This is a genomic window from Candidatus Zixiibacteriota bacterium, assembly GCA_040756055.1.
Classification (GTDB): Bacteria; Zixibacteria; MSB-5A5; order GN15; family FEB-12.
On record JBFLZR010000001.1, the window covers coordinates 109,873 to 130,352 of the forward strand.

A 20,480-nucleotide genomic window follows, 5' to 3' on the forward strand; every position below is an offset into this window, starting at 1 on the left:
ACCGTAGTCGACAGTGTGCACGGGCAACTCTCCCCCGGAGAGCTGCACAGCTCCCATTCTCTCCTTGAGGGTGTTGAGAACTGTGGCAGGTGTCACTCAGCGGATAGAAATGAGTTGCCCGGCTTATGCCTGGAATGTCACAAAGCTATTGAGAAGCAGCAGGCAGCCGGCCGGGGACTGCACTCTTCGCCTGATTACCGTGACTGCGCGCTTTGCCATGTGGAGCACCAGGGTCGAGACTACGAGCTCATTTATTTCAGCGGCGGACAGGAAGCGTTCGATCATTTACAGACCGGGTATGCGCTGGAGGGTGCTCATGCCGGGCTCGAGTGTCGAAAGTGTCATCGTCAGCAGTTCTTGTCCGACCCTCGGGCACTTTCGGAGCAAGGGTCTTCGCCGGAAAGGACTTTTCTGGGATTGGAAAGAAAATGTGTGTCATGTCACTCTGATCAACACCGTGGACAACTTGGCACGGATTGTGCCGGATGTCATGACTTTCAGCATTGGAAGCCCGCGGTCAGTTTCAGTCACGACACCGCACGATTTCCCCTTACCGGCCGGCATGCGGTTGTTCCCTGCGCCAAATGCCATCATCAGGTAACTGCCGCGGATGAATCGGAGTCAGCGCCGTCCGTTAATTATCGCCCCGTTGCTCACGGGACCTGCACCGATTGTCATCGCGACCCACACGAACGGCGGCTTGGCGATGACTGCGAACGGTGTCACAACACCGGGGGCTGGCGAGAGGTACGGAGCGCCGAATTTGACCACGACCGGACGCGATATCCGCTCCGCGGCAGGCACGCCTCAGTGGAATGCGGGAAATGCCACGGTAAAGAATCCCGAAACGGGGCGCTACTGTTTTCGCGATGCCTGGACTGTCACGCCGACTTCCACGACGGCGCCTTCGCAGACAGAGAAGGAGGAACCGAGTGCGGGCAGTGCCACGTGGTCGAGGGATTCAGCCCGGCCAGGTTCACACAATCCGACCACGACCTGACCAGGTATCCCCTTCGCGGTGCTCACAAAGCAATCGCCTGTAGCCAATGCCACCGGGCGGATAGCGCCTCCGCGAAAATCGACCGCTTCGATTTCGAATCTGTGCGCTGCGCCGGTTGTCATCGCAACCCCCACGGCAGCCAGCTGGATCGCTGGATAACCGCGGAGGGTTGTGAGGCATGTCACAGTGTCGAGCAGTGGAGCACGGTCAGTTTCGACCATAATCAGACCGAATTCGCTCTTGCAGGCAAACACGGCGCCGTTGCCTGTATCCGGTGCCACAAGGACGAATCCGCGGCGGCGGGTGAACTTGTTTTTAAGCCGATCGATACGCACTGCGAAACCTGTCACACAGATATCCACGCCGGGCAGTTCGCCGATATTGGCTCGGACAGCGGCTCCAGATGCGTACGCTGCCACACGACCGACTCCTGGCGGCCTGACAATTTCGACCACAACCGCGATTCACGTTTTGTCCTGGAAGGCGCACACACCCGAGTGCCGTGCGCCGCCTGCCACAGGACTGAGACAGTCTCGGACGATGGCACGGCGCTCACCCGGTATCGCCCGCTCGATATGACGTGCGCGTCCTGTCACGGAACCATTAAAGAGATGGGAAGGGTAAAGTTATGAGAGCAGTCATAGCGGCAGTTGGTGTCGCCATTGTCGTTGCCGCAGGTTTGCTTCATGGAGCATCGACCGATCCGCACGGCAAACTGGCATGGGATTGTGTTTCTTGCCACACAACGGAATCGTGGCATCGGTTGGCTGAAGACATGAAATTCTCGCATGCCGAGACCGGTTTTCGCCTTCTTGGGGCGCACAAAAAGGTGGCCTGTCGCTCGTGCCACAAGGACCTTCGCTTCAGCAATATCGGCACCGCCTGTGCCGACTGCCACGTGGATCATCACATGGGTCAGTTGGGGACGGATTGTCAAAGCTGCCACATAGTGCGCGACTGGGGCCCCCAAACAAATCTTCTGTCACAGCACGCCGAGCGAGGTTTCCCGCTCACGGGTGTTCATGCGATCGCCGATTGCGACGCCTGTCACCGCAACGAAGACCGACAGGAATTTACCGATACGCCGACTGAGTGCATAAGTTGTCATCGCAACGACCTTGAGGCGGCGGTGTCTCCCGACCACAACGCCCTGGCTTTCAACACCGACTGTCAGCGCTGTCACAGTGCCGCCTTTGGAAGCTGGACCGTTACCACCTATGCGCACCCCGCAGTGTTTCCGCTGACCGGCGCTCATGCAAACCTGGAGTGCACTGCCTGCCATCAGCAGACTTTTGTCGGAACCCCCACCGACTGCATTGGCTGTCATGATGCTGACTTTCGGGCCACCGCTGATCCGGATCACGAGGCAGCCGGTTTCTCCACCGATTGCGTCTTGTGCCACACCACTACCGCATGGACGCCGGCTTCATTCGATCACGCCAAGACGGCCTTTCCACTCGACGGGCAGCATGCCGTCGTTGACTGTGTGGCCTGTCACCAGACCGGCTATGCCGGCACCCCGACAGACTGTTATGCCTGCCATCAAAACGACTATGAGGCTACCTCCGATCCAAGCCATATCGCAGCGCATTTCCCGACCAACTGTGAATCGTGCCACTCCGCATCGGGATGGACTCCGGCAGACTGGGACCATGATGCCCAGTATTTCCCAATATATTCCGGTACCCACAGGGAAAAATGGCAGGATTGCAGCGAGTGCCACACCATACCGACCGATTTTTCTTCCTTCGACTGCACCAACTGCCACGAGCACAACCAGACAGACATGGATGCCAAGCACACGGAAGTCACAAATTACCAATATCTGAGCAGCGCCTGCTACAGTTGCCACCCTACAGGAAGCAGTGATGACTAGGCTGACCGTACTTATCTTCATGCTTGCGGTCGTGTCTTTCGCTCCGGCAAGCCCGAGCTCAGATGGGGGGTTTGTCGTTTCTTATGTCTCGATTGACCACGTTTATATCGATGGCGGTCGAGCCCGTGGTATCGAAGTCGGTGACACTGTTACGAAAACCGTCAAAGGAGAGATCGTCGCAAGGATGGAAGTGGAATATGTCTCGATGCATTCGGCGTCGTGTCGAGTCCTCGACGGTTCTCAGGCGGTCGGCACGGGTGATATAGTTACAATCGAGCGCAAGATGCATTCGCGCGAAACAGTACCCCCAGCGTCTATCGTGACGAACACTCCTCCCTCGGCACCCATTGCCGTACCAGCCACACCGGCGAGTGGCAAGACCTCCGTTCCGGTGCGATATTTTGGAAACGTGTCCTTAGCGATTTACCGATGGAATGACAACAGCGATGCCGATCTCGGTTTCACACAGACAAGCGCAAGGTTCAATTTTCGTGTCGACAATATCTGGAAAAAGCATGCGACTCTCACTATACGTACACGGGGAAGGTATGATGTTCGCAACAGCGCCTACAACACGGGCAGTCCCGAGCAGGAGTGGCGCAACCGGCTATGGGAGTTGTCTTACAAGTACCATCCACCCGATGCCCGGCTTGGCTTCACGATCGGAAGGTTCATCCCGCAACATCTCGGAAACATCGGCTTTATCGACGGTGGTCTACTTAGCGTTCGCTTGGCCGACAATTTGCAGGTAGCCATGATGGCCGGACGCCGGCCCGAATGGGCGTACGGAGAGATTGACCATGCTCTTGAAAGGTACGGGAGCTATGTTTTCTTTCGCCACCACAGTACAGCGGGGGCGACGTTCGAGCAAACTTTCGGTGCAGTGGGCGAGTTCCACGGCAGCATTCCCAGCCGCACGTTTTTGGCCTGGCGCGGCGTTGTCCGCCGCGGGACTTCCTTAGGCCTCAGCCATTCGGTCGAACTGGATATCAACAGCGGATGGAGAAGAGAACGGGTCGGTCACCGTACGAGTTTATCTAACTTGTACATCCAAACGTGGGTCCACCCTCGTCGCGATCTGCGGTTTTCGGTTCAATACGACAACCGGCAGAAGTATTGGTACTATGAGCTCATCTCCGAGGCAGACAGTCTATTCGATGATCGTATTCGCCGGGGAATCCGCGGTAGTGTTGACGTGGCGCTTTTAGCCCAGGTATGGCTGCACGCCTCACTTGGTTACCGAAAAACATCAAATGAAACTAAGGCGAGTATCAGCTACTCCGCCAGTCTTCGGAAATCCGGGTTTTTCGGGTACAGCGGCAGTTTATTGATATCGGCATTCCAATTCGACGGGGTCAACGAGAACGGCTTCGGATACAACGCCAGGCTTCAGCTGCCCCCCGTGGCGCTGGTCGATCCCTATATCGGAACTGGTGGATACTCATATTCAGCCGCGGGCAGCGATGGGTACCGTCGAAGCACTTCACTGGAATTAGGAGCGACTCTCGATCTGTCGCGGAAGTACTTTATCAGTCATCGTTCCGAATGGAGTTGGGGCGACGATATTGAGGGGCTGCGCACAACTCTTGAAATCGGTTACAGGTATTAATCGGCGGGAAGTTTCACATGAGTGAGAGTGTTACCATCTGGTTCATTGCGAGTGGACTTATAGTGGCAATAGTGGTGCCCTATGCCATAGGATTTTTTCGCAGACAGCACGTTGCCGCCGAAAGGCGAGCCGAGGCCAGAAAACTGGGCATTGACAGTGTGACCGGCCAATACCCGATGATAAACAGAACCCTGTGTATCGGATGCGGAGGGTGCGTTGACGCTTGCCCTGAGGGCGATGTGCTCGCGGTAGTATCGGGGGTCGCCGAAGTGGTCAACGGTTTGCGTTGCGTGGGGCACGGCTTCTGTGAAACAGCCTGTCCCGTGGGTGCAGTTAAAGTAGGCCTTGGGGACGTCAGGACGCGACCGGACATCCCCATTCTGTCGGAAAAAAATGAAACCTCCATTGCGAACGTCTTCATCGCGGGCGAACTGAGCGGGCTGTCGCTGATACGCCACGCCATCGCGCAGGGTAGGCTGGTGGCGGAAGAGATTGTCGGACGTTGCGAAGTTCCTTCCAAGGATACTTCCATATACGACCTTGTTATTGTCGGCGCGGGACCGGCTGGTCTGAGCGCGGCGCTCGTCGCCAACAACAACCACCTCTCGGTCGCCGTATTCGATCAATTCGGTCTCGGCGGAACTATCCTCCACTACCCCCGGCGCAAACTTGTCATGACACAGCCGGTAGAAATACCATCGTATGGGCCACTGAGTGCGGAGGAGTATTCCAAGGAGGAGTTGCTTGAAATCTGGCGGAGGGTGTGCAGTAGCAACGCACTCGAAATCCAATCCGGTCAGAAGGTCTCGCAACTTGCACAAGTCGATAGCCATTTTCAGTTATTCTTTGAATCAGGTATCACGGCTAACGCCAGGTTCGTAGTGCTGGCTCTGGGTCGTCGTGGCTCGCCCCGACGACTGGGTGTCCCGGGAGAAGACTTGCCGAAAGTCATGTATCAGCTGGTCGATGCTCAGGCTTTTGATGGACAAAGGATGCTGGTGGTCGGGGGAGGCGACAGTGCGGTAGAGGCTGCTATAGGACTCGCCCGCCAGCCGGGCACGACAGTCTCGATATCTTACCGCAAGGACCGATTCTTCCGAATAAAAAAGAAGAACGAGGAACGAATAACCCGTCTGATAGGCGATGGCGACGTCCGGGCTTATTTCGATTCCCGGTTGCTGCGAATTGAAGAAAAGTCGGTCATTCTCGAGACAAACTCCGGAGAGGTTGACCTGCCCAACGATTACGTTATAGTTCAGGCGGGTGGAGTTCCACCTTATGATATGTTGAAATCGTGGGGCATCGCCTTTGGCGGCGAGGAACATACACTGGTTGAGCAGGATATTCGCCTGAATATAAAACGGGATTAAGTCAGACCGCACATTAAACGCCATCCCCAACAGATTTCACTTTATTGGTGAATCGTGAAACCGTGACTGGAGTTCGGTAAACTGTCCCATTTGCTTGTGTGTGCGTCCACGGGGTCCGCAATATGCAATTCACATTCCTCGGCCAGAATGCTATACTTCATAGTAACGTGATTTGAATTACTTCACCTGATAGTGTATGTATCAGTACACTTTCCGACAGACCTCTTTCTAACAGTTTTCTAACAGAATTAGCCAAAACAACAGAAAATAAGGAAAAACACCAGACACTGTATTTCCCGTAAGTAATTGCTATTACTACGGGTTAGTGTCTGGTGCTGTCTTATGTCGCGGCGGTTACTTATGCTTGCCCTTGCTCATCAGCATCCCGCCAACCGCAGCGCCGGCGGCGATACCCATCCCCACACCAACCGATAACCAAACGGCAAGATCTTTTGTCACAAAACCAACCAGCACCCCAAAAGCGGCACCGACCGCGAATCCGATGGAAACACTCAGCGCCATCCTGTTTGACTTCGCCCGGTTCATTTGTGCATTCATTCCAATAGTCCCTTTCCGCAAGCAGCACTCATTAGTGTCCAATACCGTAATAATACTGAGTTTTGATCGAAAAGTTGCCCGATATACTGTTTGAAAAAATCTATTACAAAAATTCGGCCGAGGCTATAGGCGCTGCGTCATCATTTGTGGGCAATGCTCTGTGAGGGCTTCTCACATCACTGCGAGCCGAAATACAGCTTATATTCTGTCGCCAAAAGAGCGGGAAGACACGGGTCGTTAAACGGTTATTGCGCTCTTCAGGATCGAGATTTATGGCCAGAATCAATACTTGCCAGTGGTTTTAACAAATTCTAATATTGCAGCATAGATCCGGAGTTTCGCGCTTTAACTCAAAGTCAAGGCAGGAGTGAAATGGAACCGATGACAATCAATTATCTGGCTGTCATTGTGGCCGCGATAGTCTATCTGATAATCGGATGGCTGTGGTATGCACCGCTGTTCGGCGCGGCGTGGATGAAGGCGATCGGTAAAACAAAGGAGCAGGTGGCCGCCGGTGCCTCGGCGGCGAATTATATCATCGCGCTGGTGACATCATTTGTCGCCTGTTACGGTATCGCCAGGGTCATGTTGTGGTATGGTGATGTTTCCGTTCGCGGCGGCATCCTGGTCGGGGTACTCGTTGGCGTCTGTTTCGTTTTGACCTCCATGTTCGTTAACGACACCTTTGAGAAACGCCCGACGGGCCTGACTTTCATCAACGTTCTTTATCATCTCGTTTCGATGGTCGTGGCCGGCATCATCCTCGGCGTGTGGCACTGACTTCAAGCGTAAGGGCAGAAGTTACAGGCTTCTGCCCTGACATCTTCGGGATTAATTCTTGCCAGTTCAGTTCTTTCCGCTTATGATTCATTTCCAGCCGACAGGTGGCATTTTCAGCTGGAAAAATAGTTATTTCCGAGAGGTTCAGACATCATGACAGACTTCACATCGCTCGCAAATGGTATCAAGATTCAGGCAAAGCAGCTGGATTTTTGCGGTGTGATAAGGCTGCGGGCAAAAGATACAACGGTTCTCGAGCAGGCATCGGGAATGGCCAACCGCGCCGAATCGATTCCCAACACACAATCGACTCGCTTCGCCATAGCATCGGGAAGCAAAATCTTCACCGCCGTATCCATATGCCAGCTTGTTGACAAAAATATCTTTGGGTTTGACTCACGTTTGAAAGACCTGGTCGATTACACTTTTCCTCACTTCGATCCGGACATTACGATTCACCATCTTCTCACGCACTCGGCGGGTATTCCCGATTACTGGGACGAGGAGACGCAGGAATTTGAAGAGTTGTGGCATGACCGTCCGATGTATCGCATGACGTCGCCATCGGATTTCATCCCCATGTTCCAGGACTCGAAGATGCGTAGCGGGCCGGGAGAGAGATTCAAGTACAACGATGCCGGTTTCATATTGCTCGGGCTGGTGGTGGAAAAACAATCGGGCATGTCATTTCGCGAATATGTGATGCAGCACATATTTGATGTCTCGGGAATGAAGGACTCCGGTTATTTCTACATGGATCGTCTGCCTGAGCGCACAGCATACGGGTATATAGAGAATAAAGAAGATGGTTCGTGGAAGACCAATTTTTTCGCAGTGCCGATAGTTGGTGGCCCTGATGGCGGAGCGTACACGACCGCATCGGATATGACCCGTTTCTGGGCTGCCCTTCGCGAAAACAGACTTCTATCTGCTGACACCACGCAAGTACTTATTACACCTCAAATAGTGGCTGAAGACGAGGGTGCTGATATGCATTATGGTTATGGTGTCTGGATGACGGTGGTCGATGGTGAGGTGTTGTCATACAATGTAGGCGGCTGGGATCCGGGTGTTAATGTTTGGTCCGAGATTTTCCCGCGTGACGACATTGAGTTGACCTTGTTGAGCAATACCAACCGGCCGATGCTGGCGTTGAGGCGATTGCTAATCGAGGCAATAAGGGCCGATTGAGGTCGGATTCCAAAGTCCGGGCCGACTTGACAAAGTCGTACCTTTTGGTATTTTAAGCTATACGCGGCTCAAGATTTTTTTGTCAGTTACATTACAAACAGAACGCCTGTCGGGCATTGCTGCAGTCGTCAGCCCACGCACCGTCAGGTCAGAAAATGCAGATCCTATGTTTAAAATATCCACCTCACAAATCCATAAAAAACGAGGAGTGCTCATCATGAGAGGACTGAAGACTACAGCGCATTTGCTTTTGTTCTGTCTGATCGCCGCCCCGGTGTGGTCGCAGCAGAGCAACAGCGGGCCTCACCGACCTGAGGGGGCTGACCTGGGGCTACGTGCCCCGAGTCCCGGCCAGGTTGTAATTGACGGTGTCCCGGCCTATCTTTGGCGACACGGCTGTGGACCCACCGCCGCCGGGATGGTGATCGGATACTGGGACAGCCAAGGCTATCCCGATCTAGTTGAAGGTGATGCTTTCACCCAGACGGCTGCTGTCCATGCGATGATAGCCGATGATGGCGGAGACCCCACGTGCGACACCGGTGAGTTAAACCATTACCAGGACTATGCCTGTCCGGTGGAGTGGTCGTGGGCACTCACACAGCCGGATAAGTCGGAGCTGGGCGGTGAGGTTCATCCCGATAACTGTCTGGCCGATTTCATGCTGACGTCCAGAAGCGCGGTTGACAACAACTACGGGTGGACCTGGTTTATCCACGTGGCTCAGGCATTCCATGGATATGTTGGACTCAAGTACCCGGGCGTGGAAGTGAAGTCGGAGAATATTCGCTTCGCGGATTTCAGCTGGGAGCAGTACAAGGAAGAAATCGATAATAACAGACCGGTGGTTCTGCTGGTTGACAGCTATGCCCACTCCAACTCCGATCACTTTGTCACGGGGATCGGTTATGATGAAGAGACCATGGAGTTCGCGATTTACGATGAGTATGACACCGACATCCACTGGTACGCGTGGCACGAGAACGCCCCCGGCTGGGACTATGGCATTTATGGCATAACTACGTTCAGCCTGCCGGTCGAGAAGGGCCATCAAGCCAGCGGGGATTTTGATTGCTCCGGGGCACTCGACGATGCCGACATTGTCGCGCTGACCAATTATCTTTTCAACAATGGACCGTGCAGCGAGTGTCCGCGGTCGGCCGATGTTAGCGGCGACGGTGTAGTTGACACCGATGACCTTATCGCGCTGCTGACCCGATAGGGCATTACAGAATACCGAGGTATTCCGCACCGGGGAGAGTGGTGGACTCTTCCCGGTCTACTTTTGCAGGTTTTCTGGTTCAGCTCGATACTGCAAAATTCTCTTGACTCAGTTGAGTTCTCAGCGCATAGATTGGTCAGGGAGGAGCCGGTATCTGGCCTCTCAGTAACTTGTTGGGGCCACGAATCTGCACTCACACCGCATCGGCGAACGTCATCAAACTCAAACTCTAAAGCAGGGAGGAATTTATGAACCAGCGTACTCACGCATGGCTTGCTATCCGGGCGGTGAAACTGCTCGAGGATTCGAAGGAGGTTCGCGGTCTGGTGAAACTTTTGAAGCCTCATGTGAGAACGGCGGCCATCGGCGCCTGGATTCCAGACCTTCAGGATTCGAAGAGGGGCAGCGGCGACATAGACAACCATGTCCTTAAGATGGAGCTCTACGATGGTCTCCAGAAAATCAGGTTCACGGCTTCGAAAGACGAGATGCTCAAGCGTCTCGGCCCGGGGCGGTTGATGACGTCGTATCTCAAGGCTGACAGTCACCTGACGTCGCAATGGTGGCAGCAGCCTTACAAAGCCTCGCCGCAGCCGGGTCAGCATTTGGGTAACAGGGCTATGGCGTTGTCGGTCACCATAATCGACCTCTTGATTCTGGGGGATCCTCCGGTGGCTAGGCTGGTACCGGGGGCGGTGAAATTCGCGGAGAGTCTCGATCCGGAGGCACGTTCAGCCGCCGAGCAGATAGCGACTTATTTTTTCATGCTGAGCCACTTTTTGGCGGACTCGTGCATGCCTTGCCACTGCGACGCGCGACCTTTATCGGCGTACGCCGCAAACCTGCACCACGAACTGGAGACAAGATGGTCCAAGAAGGTCGGCACCTATTTTGACAAGAGCAAACTTCTGAAGTGCACTGATACCCCTGACGCTGTCATGGCGAAGGCCAGGAGCATCGATAGCCAGTTCGGATATAAACTTCCCGTCAAGATACCGAAACTTCCGGTCGAGGATGTCTGGAAAGACGTAGTCAACGTGTGCCGGGGATCATTCGCTGTCGCAAACATCCTTGCCCCGGTAAAGGATTATCCATTGGACACGGATGAAAAGCCCAGCCTCGACAAGATCATAAAGGATTACGGTGAGCAGCATGTGGCCAAAATAGACAAGGTGGCGATGCACGACGCCATAGTCAACATCGCCCTGACCTGGAAGCATATCTGGCAGAAGTTCAGATAGTTTTTCAGCCTATCTCGCCAGGGTCAATACCGTCACGATTCCGGCGCGTTAACCGGCCACGGGTTTTCGATGCGACCGGCCGCATCTTGCCCGATTTAGCACCTGCCTGAGGGTGTAGATGAGATCGACGTTGTGGAACGGTTTAGTAAAGTAGCCGTCAGCACCCATGCTGATTAATTCCTGCGGCCCATAGCTGCCGGCAAAGCCCGTTATCATGATGACAGGTATCTCCAGGTCAAATTCTTTGACTTTCACCAGAAGGTCAATTCCGCTCATACCTTCCATCATAATGTCAGTTATGACGGCATCGATCGGCTGTTCCTTCAAGACCTCCAGGGCGCGTTCAGCTGATTCGACGCAGATTGGTTTATATCTCTCGAGGAGGAGAAATTGCTCAAGCAAATCGCGGATAAGCGGCTCGTCGTCGACCACCAGAATTGTCTCCTTGCCTCGGTCCGTGGCGTTACGAATTTTGGCCTCAAAGGTTTCCTTGGCGATAGGGAGCATTACGATGTCGTCTATTCCTTTCTGTAAATAATCCCTCACAACAGCATCATCGAATTGGGTATCGACGATAATCACCGGAATAGATTTTGTCCTCGGGTCCTGTTTAACGCTTTGGAGAAGCTTACTGCCGTGCCCCCGGGAAGCGCTTGCTTCGGCTATGACGAGATCGATGGTATGGTCGGAGTGAAGTATGCGCAGGGCTCGCCTTGGCGAGAACGCCATGACCACTTGGCGCCCGAGATCCTCGAGCCACGAAACCAATTCACTCAACTTCCCTGCGCTGTCAGTCAGAAGGAGTACTTTCACGGAAGTTGTCCTTTCATAAGATGACATGTTACGGCGTGCGCCGAGGTATACACCCGCTATTATCGGTACTACTTCGCTTCTTTTGAGTTCGGGAAACAAAAATCCGCGGACGCACGATTGACTCGCATGCGGAGTTGGCGGAAGCACAATATGTAGCAACGACTTGATTGATAAGAAAAGAACTCTTGAAAGAAATGCCGGCTGCTCACCAAGATTGACTCATGAAGCATTGCCTGAATTGACTAATTGCCTCTGACGTAATAGCAATTCACGCGAAAAGTCATTAAAGGGTTTTCAAGGTGTGGAACAGAGACCAAAAGGAAATCTCGGCGTTCTTCCGGGCGTTCATTCGCCGACCATCCTTACGATTCGCGGCGTCATCATGTACCTGCGTTTCGGATGGGTAGTTGATCACCTTGGTCTGAGTAAGACGATTATCACGGCGATCATAGGCGGGGCGATCACGTCGATTACGATACTTCCGTTTTCGTCGATGGCCACCAATAGGCGGGTCGGCGGAAGAGCTGCTGTCTTTTTGTGGGCAAACTGCTTCAGGCTGAAGACATCGAGCCGGAGTAAACAGCAGCTAAAACGAGAATCTGACATCTGGAGACTGTCCCCAAGACTCCATCCAAGCGTTTATATTCCATGGCAACTTAGGCCACTTTCACTCGTAAATTGCACTGTAGTTTTGGTCCTTTGTCAAGGAGGCGTTGTCGCATGGGCAATAGCGAGTGGGTACAGCGGCTGACCGATGCGCTCAAGAAATACGCCGGAGGGTCGGTCTGTCAGGATGTCATGGTTGACAGCGATCAATTGCTGTCGATGGATGAAAAACAGAAAGCCGAGTGGGTTTGCCGGGCTATGGAAAAGCTGGATTACCACATTGCCGATAACGATAAGCGCATAAAGATCATGACCGAGTGCTCGTGCCGGTGCTACGGTGAGTTCATAGAAGAATTCAAACAGGAGTACCAGGCCAGCCGCGATATCGACAGACTCATTGACCTGATGTATGGCAAGGTGTTTTTGAACCGTCCGGTCAGGGAGGGCAATATTGTCTATGTGACCAAAGCGCCTCGTTTTCCCGGCAAACATGCGAAGGCGAAGACACCCGAAGAAAGGCAGTATTATTTCTGCCATTGTGATTTTGCGCGCGCGGCCGAGGGGGAAATTTCGCCCACATATTGCTTATGCGGGGCAGGATGGTGCAAGCAGATCTGGGAGCAGGTGCTTGAAAGGCCGGTGCGGGTTGATGTGGTACAATCAGTGCTTCTGGGCGATGATATCTGCCAGTTTGCGGTGTACTTGTAGAAATACCTGAACGCTTCTGCGCTGAGAAATTCCTTTTCCAATAACAACTTAGATGAAAAAAACCCAAAAATAGCATATTTTTATAAAAATAAGTTCTATAGTTACAACACTATGCCGCCTTGGGAGGTTTACCGGCGGTAGTATCTCGAAGCGATCGGGTTGAAATAGCGACGGGCGGAGATGGTCAGTCTCCGCCCTTCTGAGTAAATTGTGGTTGAACCGTTATCGTTATACAAATTGACAGGGCAGTTTAACGTCGTACCCGGGACCACCGTATACAGCCGCTGCTACAATGAGCCACGCGCGGAATCGTAAAACGTATCATCGTGTCCTCCAGAGTTTAAGTTATATCAATGTTTCCAGACCACGGCGATTGGGATTCTCCCTATCGTCGTGTGGTGTTTCGTTTTTGTCTGAGTAGTATTCTCTATGTCGCTTTCGGGGAAGCAGCAGCCGGCAGGCGTCTTTTCACCCGCGCCCGCGATGGCGGCCCGGTTGTCCCCCCGGACCGGCTTCAAAGCCTGATCGCAGCAGTTTTTCATCGTATTGACCTCCGTATGCCTATATATCTATATATAGATATACGCATAAGTCAATATATGTTTCCAAAATTTTTTATTTTTTCGGCTTTTTCTTGCCGGTAGCGGTTTTTACGGGGATATCCAGGCAGTCGCAGAATCCCGTGCAGCAGTTTTCGACCGAGTGTTTGTTGAGACTGTAATAAACCTGCTGGCCATCGCGTCGATCCACAACTATGTCGGCATCGCGAAGGATTCCCAGGTGACGGCTCACGGTGGGCTGGGACAGGCTTAGGGTTTTGGCTATATCGTTGACCGACATCTCCCCCGACGCCAGAAGCCGGATGATCTTGAAGCGCGAGGTATCGCCGAAGGCTTTGAAATAGCGAGTGTAAATTTTTTCTTCCATATTATCACGTCCGGCCATTTAGGGTTGACTTGCGGGCCGGTTAACTATCTATATATAACAATATGTATATCGATAAATGTTCATTTTGTCAAAGGCTTTTGATGACTGACAATTAAGGAGATGATTTTATGATTAATCAGCCGGCACGTATTGTTTGGTTCTTAACGATAACTTGCACGTTAATATTCGCGGTCGGGTCTTCTGCGCAGGATTCTGCCGAAACTACCGACTTCCCCACCCTGATCGGGCCATACCTCGGACAGGAGCCACCGGGCATAGAGCCTGCGTTGTTTGCGGAAGGTATTATTGCGGTTGATGATATCGAACACTGTTTCCCCACGTTTAATTCCGATGGTACCGAGGTTTTCTGGATGACCATAAAGAGAGGTTCCAGGCCGAAAATCATGCACATGGAAATGCGTGATGGTGTATGGACAGCGCCCGGGATAGCGCCTTTCTCCGGTGAGTTTTCCGATCAGGCGCCGGTTTATTCGCTCGATGGAAACAGACTGTATTTCGCGTCAAACCGGCCGGGCGGCTTTGGCGGTAGCGATATCTGGTATGTGGAGAAGACCGATTCCGGATGGACTGAGCCGGTCAACCTCGGTTCTCCGCCGAATTCAGAAGACGGTGAGACGCAGCCGACTTTTACAAATGGCGGCAGCGTGTATTTTGTCGGAAAGATGGACAGCGTGCAGTGGGAACGCGGCATATATCGAAGCCGGTTGATCGATGGAAAATATGCTGAGCGCGAGGCCCTACTCTATCCCATTAACACGGAATATGCCGATGCTTACCCGTTCATAGCTCCCGACGAGAGCTATCTCATATTTGCCTCGACCCGTCCCGGCGGCAACAGCGTGGAAACCGATTTATACATCAGTTTCATAAACGATGATGGAACATTCGGCGAGCCGCAGCACATGGATGAATCAATCAACAACGGTAAGTCGGTGGGGTTTCCTTATGTTACTCTCGACGGCAAGTATCTGTTTTTCGGGAGATTTATCGACAGCGGCACCGACGCGTTTTTCTGGGTGGACGGCAAAGTAATCGACAAGTACAGACCTAACCGGTAGCCGCGAGTCCGGTCCGAAGCCACGCTGCCCAGTCGGGTCTGCCGTTTTTGGCAGCCATGGATGCAGCCTTGTCCCAGTCGTAATCAACGGCGACATTCTCCGCTCTCCATGCGCCCTCACGCGAGGTAACGATGCCGTAGCGAGCGTGGGGCGTTTCGTTTTCTATCACGTGGAAAAGCGGATGGTCATCATCGTATGCCTGCAGTCCCACACTTCCGGGATTGACGATTATTGTGTCGGGTAACAGATTCACCACGGCGGGTTTGTGGTCGTGTCCGCACAAAATGACAGGTTGTGTTATTGACGCGGTTAGACGTTTCAGCTTATCAGGTTTAGTCGATGATGTGCCGGTCTCGTTGACCTCGGTCAGGAGATACTGCTGATCATTTTCGGGGGTGCCGTGGCAAAGGAAGAATGATTCGAAGGCGACGGTTGTTTTGGGCAGAGATTCGAGCCACCTCAAATTCTTAGCGTTGAGTTGAGAGCGCACAAAATCAAGCGTAGGATTGGAATGCTCAACTCCGTGATCCTGATAGATGATTCTATCTTCGTTGCCGCATACGGTTGGTATGTTGAGAGACATCAATATTTCGGCCGTACCGGCGGGATCGAGCGGACCATAGACACAATCACCGAGATTGACGATCGATTCTATGCCCCGGCGCTGAATGTCGCGGAGAACTTCGTGAAGTGCCCACGTGTTGCCGTGAACATCGGATATGACGGCTATCTGTAGTGCTTTCACTTTTGGTCCTTTCGGCGCGCCGGCATCCGGGGCGTCCACTGGTATCGCTTGAGGTCGACGGTATCATCGAGCTTGAACACAATGCCTTCATCGGCCAGCATGGCTCTTTGCATTTCGTAGCCGCGGCCGGGTTTGAGGGATATACAGCCTTTGGAGTTGATGACCCGGTGCCAGGGGAGCCGCTCTTTATCTGATGACGAGTGAAGAACCCTCACGACCTGCCGTGCCGCGCGCGGGTTACCGGCGAGCGCGGCTATCTGACCATAGGTAGCGACTCTGCCACGCGGCACTTTTTTTATAACCGTTATCACTCGCCGATGAAACGAGTTGGTCTTTTTATTTTGGCTCACCACCATGAACAGAATATCTCCAGCCAATGTCCTTTGTCACCGATCAACATTATTAGAGAATTTGCAGAATTCTGATAACTAAATCAACCCTTCAAAACAGCAAGAAGCGAAGGTCATCTCACCTTCGCTTCCAAATCCGCCGACCGTGAAGAATTCTGTATCAGTAAACGTCCATTATCGGATAGTCATTGATCGGAACTTTGCGAATTACATAAGTGCCCGAATTCTCGTCCCATTCGCGAATAGCCGCGATAGTCGCCACCCATTCACCACGGGGACGCAGCAACATCATCGACCAGTCGTACGGCGGGATCATGACGTGGAAGCACACCCGGAATTCCCAGTCTTCGCTGAGAAAAGTGTAATGTTCGACGATGAGAATTTGCGGGTATGTTGCGTATATATCCCACGCCTGGCCGGAGAAGGTCCCCAACTGGGGATACTCAATCTCGAGCCAGTCAGCAAACTGCTGTTGTTTTTCCTGCCCGAGCTCGACGTTGCCAAGTCCCCAGTCGATAACGTCGACCTGGAGAGTAACGGTCTCGGTGTGCGTCAGGTTGGAGGCAGTCAGAATTATGAAGTGGATACCGAGGGGGATCAGATCAGCCGGACTGACAGTAATCTCGAATATGGGCGAATCGGCGCTGGCGACGGGTGTCGAAACAGCGGCCGAAAGACCAGGATCAGCTTCGACACTCAGGGCCACGTTGCCTTCCAGACTGCCGTTCGGAGCCAGGCGGAGCACGAAAATACCGCCGCCGCCGGGATAGCTCTTCACGTAACTGTACTTGGACTTGATCGTAAACGAACCGCTACCGGTTAAAGGTTGATCCGGCATCAATTCAAGGGCAGCCCCGGCATACGTCGGCTGGACCGGATTGTCGGTCGAACAACTCGCGAGGACCATACCCAATACCGTAAGCGTCGCCGCAGCCATCAGAGTTAATCTCATATACTATTCCTTTAGTTCGATCATACAAGGCGGGAGCACAGTCGCCCCCGCCATGGAATTGCCAATAGATTCCGTGGATATCAGTACCCGTAGATGACTGGATACTCTTCCACCGGTATCTCGTGAATCACGTAGGTCTGGCTGACTTCATCCCATTCGCGTATCGCCGCAATGGTAGCATCCCACTCGCCGCGGCCACGCAGCAACATCTTCGACCAATCATACGGAGGGATCATCACGTGGAAACACACCCTGAATTCCCAGTCAGAGCTCAGGAAGGTATAGTGTTCCACGATCATGATTTGCGGATAGGTTCCGTAGATCTCCCAGTCCTGATTGGAGAAAGTGCCAAGCTCCGGATGGGCTACATTGAGCCAATCGATGAACCGGTCTTGGGTTTCCTGGGCGATGTTCATACTCAGAATACCCCAGTTGACCACTTCGACCTGCAGCTCCACGGTCTGGGACATACTCTGATTGTTGGCTGTGACAGTAACGATGTGGGTGGCGAGGGTGACCTGGTTGGTCGGGCTGATGGTGACTTCGAAAACCGGGTCGACACTGTTGACCACCGGTGTTGAAACCGAGGCACCGAGCATCTTGTCGGCACTGACGCTCAGGGCAACATCACCAGTGAGATCCGCACCGGGCACCAGCCGCAGCACAAATATGCCGCCGCCGCCCGGGTAGCTTCTCACATAGGTGTACTTGGCTTCGACATTGAAAGAACCCTCACCGGTTGACGGAACTACGGTTTTCTTTTCAACCGTGACCTGGTTCGCAGGCGACTGCACCGGGTTATTCGATGAGCAGCCAGCCACAACCATGCCCAGTATCGCGATAGACGCTACCGTGGTCAGAAACAGCCTCATATAATTCTCCTCTAGCCCCCCGTTGTTTGCGATTCGGCTTTATTGCCAGTTTAGTATCCGTAATAATAAGTCCAGTCGTCCACCGACATTTCGTTGATGACATACGCCTGGGTATCGATGTCCCAGGTCATTTTGGCGGCGAGAATCGGATCCCACTGCCCTCGGTGGCGCAGCCAGTATATCTCGTAGTAATCTTCGGGTGTCCAGGTCACGTGGCATCCGACGCGCATCTCCCAGTTGTTGCTGAGATGGGTATAATGCTCAACTATTTTCAGCGGATATTGGGAGTAGATGTCGGTCCATTGCTCGCCGACAAAACTTCCGAGTTCCGGATGCACCAGCGCCAGCCATCCGATAAAATTGTCGCGGGCATCGAGAGCGTTGTTCAGGCTGAGAATCCCCCAGCTGAATATCTCGATTTCAAATTCCATCGTCCGGACACAAGTCTGATTCTCCACCGTCACGGTCACATAATAGAAACCGATTTCCATCTGTTTGGAGGCATCGATCAATAGCTCGGTCATTCCGGTCTCGGCGTTAAGATGGGTGGTGGTGAATTCGCCTTTAAGCAGCCGGTCGGAGTTGAGACTGACGACGGCATCGCCGGCAAAATCCGCGCCGGGGATTATCCTTATTAAAAACAGAGCGCGTCCACCCGGATAGCTGCGGAAATAGGTGTACTTCGCCTCTACGGTGAAACTGCCGGTGCCCATGTTGGTCCCAGACGTCATGGCAACGTTGTTGCTCCGGTCGGGCGCTTGAATCGGATTGTTGGATGAGCAGCCTGCTACGATCATTATTATGACGGCAATAAGCGCTGCTGTTTTGGCCAATAATCTCATGTTTTCTCCTTCTGACCTGTGGTCATTGGCGGGATTAGTACGAAGTTTATTGGTGTAGATATGCCCAGCGGCTCATCTTTTCGTCAAAGACGAACGATTTATCCACATTGTTACATATCAAGTGTTGAACGGGCAGTAATTGCGTCGACTAAAAGTGCTGCGCGTTTTTGCCTTAAGGAACGGGCGACTAAAAATATAACGGAATCCTGAATTCACGCAAGATGTCTTTGGCGGATGAATCAATTCTGCCCATTGAGCTGCGCTGTCAGAATCAGAAAAAGTCTTGCGGGAGCCTGTCGATAATATCATATTGCCATCATGGACTTCCCTCCATTTTTCATCGACTTTTTCGGTAACCGTTTGCTGATAGCGGTGATTGCCATAATTCACGTTTTTATTAATCATGCTTTCGCGGTCGGCGCCTATCCGTTGGTCACTTTTATGGAGTGGCGGGCTTTTCGGAAAAAAGACCCGGCATCCGATGAACTAGCGTACAAGATAACATTTGTCCTGTTTGTTGTGACGACCTCGCTGGGCGCTCTCACGGGAGTCGGGATCTGGTTCTCCACATCGCTTATCGCCCCGTTTGCCATTGGCAGCCTGCTTCGTGTCTTCTTCTGGGCCTGGTTTATTGAGTGGCTCGTGTTTATCACCGAGGTTGTTTTGATCGTTCTGTATTTCCTTCTCTGGAAGAGATGGCGCGAGGGCATACTCAAAAAGCTCCACATCGCCCTCGGTGTGCTGCTGAGTGTATTCTCGTGGTTTACGATGGTGATTATCGTGGCAATTCTCGGGTTCATGATGGGGTCCGGGAAATGGCCGGCTGACCAGTCGTTTTTCTCTGCTATTTTCAATCCCATATATTTGCCGCAGCTGGCGTTTCGAACGGCCTACGCGATGGGTATCGCCGGTTTGTGCGTGTGGTTCCTGCTGTTTTTCTTTACTGAGAAAGGAAGTTTGCTCAGGCAGCGCGCTGTCAGGTTCGTATCGGTCTGGATGCTTGCCTGGGTGATTCCGTTTATCGCAGCATCGATCTGGTACTATCACACCATTCCGGCGAACATGCTGGCCAATCTCGGGGTAGCGATGCTGACGCAGAAATTCATGCAGTGGCATCAAACTCTAGCGATAATCATGGCTGTTACGATCGGTGTTATCATTGTTGTCGCGGCAATCGGGGCCATCAAGCCGAAATTGATTCCGAGTGTATTGCTTATCGTTCCTTTCGCGCTTGGATTGTGGCTGCTCGGGCATTTCGAGCGTGTTCGTGAATTCATTCGTAAGCCATATGTGATCGCTGATTACATGTATTCCAACGGGGTGAAGCTTGACGAATTGCCGGTGTTTCAACGCGATGGTGTTCTCACCTACGCTAATTATGTTACCAATCACCGGGTGACTGCGGACAATATGGTAGCGGCGGGACGCGATGTATGGGTGGTCACCTGCTCGAGATGCCACACCACCCGCGGTATTAACAGCATGATGACGAAGTTCACAAATCTCTATGGAAACGACCCGTGGGACAAGGACGCGATGATCGCTTTCATTCATAGTATGCACATGACCCGAACCTACATGCCGCCGTTTCCCGGCAGCGATAAAGAAGCCGAAGCGCTGGTCGCTTATTTGATGCAGATGCAAGTCGATCACAAATTTATCCTCGGGGCACAGAATGATTGGACTGTCAAGCCAACGCCCGCAACGCAGCAGCCGACGGGACCCTGATGGAGATAGAG

General features: G+C 52.9%; 21 protein-coding genes. 11 read left to right on the plus strand and 10 right to left on the minus strand.

Translation table 11 applies throughout. The features are described 5' to 3' along the window. Positions 1 to 114 precede the first annotated feature (114 nt). Genes AB1483_00510 through AB1483_00525 form a run of 4 tightly spaced genes read left to right on the plus strand, consistent with a single transcriptional unit; the run spans position 115 to position 5,855 of the window. Positions 115 to 1,632 (plus strand): hypothetical protein, encoded by a 1,518-nt coding sequence (locus AB1483_00510; protein ID MEW6410933.1) that lies wholly within the window; start codon positions 115 to 117, stop codon positions 1,630 to 1,632. Further along, a complete protein-coding gene (locus tag AB1483_00515) occupies positions 1,629 to 2,876 on the plus strand; it encodes a hypothetical protein (protein MEW6410934.1) in 1,248 nt (415 codons plus the stop codon). The genes AB1483_00510 and AB1483_00515 overlap by 4 nt, the downstream gene beginning before the upstream one ends. Continuing rightward, positions 2,869 to 4,485, plus strand: a complete 1,617-nt coding sequence (locus tag AB1483_00520; protein MEW6410935.1) for a hypothetical protein — start codon at positions 2,869 to 2,871, stop codon at positions 4,483 to 4,485. Before AB1483_00515 ends, AB1483_00520 begins: the two co-directional genes overlap by 8 nt. Before the next feature lie 17 nt (positions 4,486 to 4,502). After that, positions 4,503 to 5,855, plus strand: coding sequence for an NAD(P)-binding domain-containing protein (locus AB1483_00525; protein MEW6410936.1), 1,353 nt, complete (start codon positions 4,503 to 4,505; stop codon positions 5,853 to 5,855). A 354-nt stretch (positions 5,856 to 6,209) separates the two neighbouring features. Here AB1483_00525 and AB1483_00530 read toward each other — a convergent pair whose 3' ends face one another. Next, positions 6,210 to 6,401: a glycine zipper family protein gene (locus AB1483_00530; GenBank protein MEW6410937.1), complete on the minus strand. Its 192-nt coding sequence runs from the start codon at positions 6,399 to 6,401 to the stop codon at positions 6,210 to 6,212. A 384-nt stretch (positions 6,402 to 6,785) separates the two neighbouring features. Between AB1483_00530 and AB1483_00535 the strand changes: the two genes are divergently transcribed. The 4 genes from AB1483_00535 (at position 6,786) to AB1483_00550 (ending at position 10,847) form a co-directional block, all read left to right on the plus strand. Continuing rightward, positions 6,786 to 7,193 (plus strand): DUF1761 domain-containing protein, encoded by a 408-nt coding sequence (locus tag AB1483_00535; GenBank protein MEW6410938.1) that lies wholly within the window; start codon positions 6,786 to 6,788, stop codon positions 7,191 to 7,193. Positions 7,194 to 7,346: 153 nt separating this feature from the next. After that, positions 7,347 to 8,384 carry a serine hydrolase gene (locus AB1483_00540; protein MEW6410939.1) on the plus strand — a complete coding sequence of 346 codons (1,038 nt, stop codon included), beginning with the start codon at positions 7,347 to 7,349 and terminating at the stop codon, positions 8,382 to 8,384. 217 nt (positions 8,385 to 8,601) lie between these two features. Further along, positions 8,602 to 9,606, plus strand: coding sequence for a C39 family peptidase (locus AB1483_00545; protein ID MEW6410940.1), 1,005 nt, complete (start codon positions 8,602 to 8,604; stop codon positions 9,604 to 9,606). Positions 9,607 to 9,854: 248 nt separating this feature from the next. Next, the gene (locus tag AB1483_00550) at positions 9,855 to 10,847 is read left to right on the plus strand and encodes a hypothetical protein (GenBank protein ID MEW6410941.1); all 993 of its coding nucleotides are present in this window, start codon (positions 9,855 to 9,857) and stop codon (positions 10,845 to 10,847) included. Positions 10,848 to 10,895: 48 nt separating this feature from the next. Here the strand turns inward: AB1483_00550 and AB1483_00555 are convergent, their stop codons facing one another. Together AB1483_00555 and AB1483_00560 are read right to left on the minus strand one after the other, a co-directional pair. Continuing rightward, complete coding sequence (locus tag AB1483_00555; GenBank protein ID MEW6410942.1) at positions 10,896 to 11,660, minus strand: response regulator; 765 nt, start codon at positions 11,658 to 11,660, stop codon at positions 10,896 to 10,898. Between the two features lie 411 nt (positions 11,661 to 12,071). Further along, positions 12,072 to 12,266 (minus strand): hypothetical protein, encoded by a 195-nt coding sequence (locus AB1483_00560; protein ID MEW6410943.1) that lies wholly within the window; start codon positions 12,264 to 12,266, stop codon positions 12,072 to 12,074. A 114-nt stretch (positions 12,267 to 12,380) separates the two neighbouring features. Here AB1483_00560 and AB1483_00565 point away from each other — a divergent pair, with 114 nt between their 5' ends. Beyond that, complete coding sequence (locus tag AB1483_00565) at positions 12,381 to 12,974, plus strand: DUF6144 family protein (GenBank protein MEW6410944.1); 594 nt, start codon at positions 12,381 to 12,383, stop codon at positions 12,972 to 12,974. A 350-nt stretch (positions 12,975 to 13,324) separates the two neighbouring features. On the opposite strand, the gene AB1483_00570 is transcribed toward AB1483_00565, so the two are convergent. Beyond that, entirely contained in the window at positions 13,325 to 13,516 is a 192-nt protein-coding gene (locus AB1483_00570) for a hypothetical protein (GenBank protein ID MEW6410945.1), read from the minus strand. Positions 13,517 to 13,589: 73 nt separating this feature from the next. Continuing rightward, the gene (locus tag AB1483_00575; GenBank protein MEW6410946.1) at positions 13,590 to 13,901 is read right to left on the minus strand and encodes a metalloregulator ArsR/SmtB family transcription factor; all 312 of its coding nucleotides are present in this window, start codon (positions 13,899 to 13,901) and stop codon (positions 13,590 to 13,592) included. 128 nt (positions 13,902 to 14,029) lie between these two features. Between AB1483_00575 and AB1483_00580 the strand changes: the two genes are divergently transcribed. Next, positions 14,030 to 14,980: a hypothetical protein gene (locus AB1483_00580; GenBank protein ID MEW6410947.1), complete on the plus strand. Its 951-nt coding sequence runs from the start codon at positions 14,030 to 14,032 to the stop codon at positions 14,978 to 14,980. Here AB1483_00580 and AB1483_00585 read toward each other — a convergent pair. The 5 genes from AB1483_00585 to AB1483_00605 form a co-directional block, all read right to left on the minus strand. Further along, positions 14,970 to 15,725, minus strand: coding sequence for a metallophosphoesterase family protein (locus AB1483_00585; protein ID MEW6410948.1), 756 nt, complete (start codon positions 15,723 to 15,725; stop codon positions 14,970 to 14,972). The genes AB1483_00580 and AB1483_00585 overlap by 11 nt on opposite strands. Next, the gene (locus tag AB1483_00590) at positions 15,722 to 16,081 is read right to left on the minus strand and encodes an MGMT family protein (protein ID MEW6410949.1); all 360 of its coding nucleotides are present in this window, start codon (positions 16,079 to 16,081) and stop codon (positions 15,722 to 15,724) included. The genes AB1483_00585 and AB1483_00590 overlap by 4 nt, the downstream gene beginning before the upstream one ends. A gap of 154 nt (positions 16,082 to 16,235) precedes the next feature. After that, positions 16,236 to 17,027 (minus strand): hypothetical protein, encoded by a 792-nt coding sequence (locus AB1483_00595; GenBank protein MEW6410950.1) that lies wholly within the window; start codon positions 17,025 to 17,027, stop codon positions 16,236 to 16,238. Positions 17,028 to 17,107: 80 nt separating this feature from the next. Then, entirely contained in the window at positions 17,108 to 17,899 is a 792-nt protein-coding gene (locus AB1483_00600; GenBank protein ID MEW6410951.1) for a hypothetical protein, read from the minus strand. Between the two features lie 50 nt (positions 17,900 to 17,949). After that, positions 17,950 to 18,741 carry a hypothetical protein gene (locus AB1483_00605; GenBank protein MEW6410952.1) on the minus strand — a complete coding sequence of 264 codons (792 nt, stop codon included), beginning with the start codon at positions 18,739 to 18,741 and terminating at the stop codon, positions 17,950 to 17,952. Between the two features lie 318 nt (positions 18,742 to 19,059). Here AB1483_00605 and AB1483_00610 point away from each other — a divergent pair, with 318 nt between their 5' ends. Next, positions 19,060 to 20,469 carry a c-type cytochrome gene (locus AB1483_00610; GenBank protein MEW6410953.1) on the plus strand — a complete coding sequence of 470 codons (1,410 nt, stop codon included), beginning with the start codon at positions 19,060 to 19,062 and terminating at the stop codon, positions 20,467 to 20,469. The last annotated feature ends 11 nt before the right edge of the window (positions 20,470 to 20,480 follow it).

Bases quoted from the DNA above. Each gene is read 5' to 3' on its own strand.
- AB1483_00515 (MEW6410934.1), top strand. From the start codon at position 1,629: ATGAGAGCAGTCATAGCGGCAGTTGGTGTCGCCATTGTCGTTGCCGCA.
- AB1483_00520 (MEW6410935.1), top strand. From the start codon at position 2,869: ATGACTAGGCTGACCGTACTTATCTTCATGCTTGCGGTCGTGTCTTTC.
- AB1483_00525 (MEW6410936.1), top strand. From the start codon at position 4,503: ATGAGTGAGAGTGTTACCATCTGGTTCATTGCGAGTGGACTTATAGTG.
- AB1483_00530 (MEW6410937.1), bottom strand. From the start codon at position 6,401: ATGAACCGGGCGAAGTCAAACAGGATGGCGCTGAGTGTTTCCATCGGA.
- AB1483_00535 (MEW6410938.1), top strand. From the start codon at position 6,786: ATGGAACCGATGACAATCAATTATCTGGCTGTCATTGTGGCCGCGATA.
- AB1483_00540 (MEW6410939.1), top strand. From the start codon at position 7,347: ATGACAGACTTCACATCGCTCGCAAATGGTATCAAGATTCAGGCAAAG.
- AB1483_00545 (MEW6410940.1), top strand. From the start codon at position 8,602: ATGAGAGGACTGAAGACTACAGCGCATTTGCTTTTGTTCTGTCTGATC.
- AB1483_00550 (MEW6410941.1), top strand. From the start codon at position 9,855: ATGAACCAGCGTACTCACGCATGGCTTGCTATCCGGGCGGTGAAACTG.
- AB1483_00560 (MEW6410943.1), bottom strand. From the start codon at position 12,266: ATGTCAGATTCTCGTTTTAGCTGCTGTTTACTCCGGCTCGATGTCTTC.
- AB1483_00565 (MEW6410944.1), top strand. From the start codon at position 12,381: ATGGGCAATAGCGAGTGGGTACAGCGGCTGACCGATGCGCTCAAGAAA.
- AB1483_00570 (MEW6410945.1), bottom strand. From the start codon at position 13,516: ATGAAAAACTGCTGCGATCAGGCTTTGAAGCCGGTCCGGGGGGACAAC.
- AB1483_00575 (MEW6410946.1), bottom strand. From the start codon at position 13,901: ATGGAAGAAAAAATTTACACTCGCTATTTCAAAGCCTTCGGCGATACC.
- AB1483_00580 (MEW6410947.1), top strand. From the start codon at position 14,030: ATGATTAATCAGCCGGCACGTATTGTTTGGTTCTTAACGATAACTTGC.
- AB1483_00590 (MEW6410949.1), bottom strand. From the start codon at position 16,081: ATGGTGGTGAGCCAAAATAAAAAGACCAACTCGTTTCATCGGCGAGTG.
- AB1483_00595 (MEW6410950.1), bottom strand. From the start codon at position 17,027: ATGAGATTAACTCTGATGGCTGCGGCGACGCTTACGGTATTGGGTATG.
- AB1483_00600 (MEW6410951.1), bottom strand. From the start codon at position 17,899: ATGAGGCTGTTTCTGACCACGGTAGCGTCTATCGCGATACTGGGCATG.
- AB1483_00605 (MEW6410952.1), bottom strand. From the start codon at position 18,741: ATGAGATTATTGGCCAAAACAGCAGCGCTTATTGCCGTCATAATAATG.
- AB1483_00610 (MEW6410953.1), top strand. From the start codon at position 19,060: ATGGACTTCCCTCCATTTTTCATCGACTTTTTCGGTAACCGTTTGCTG.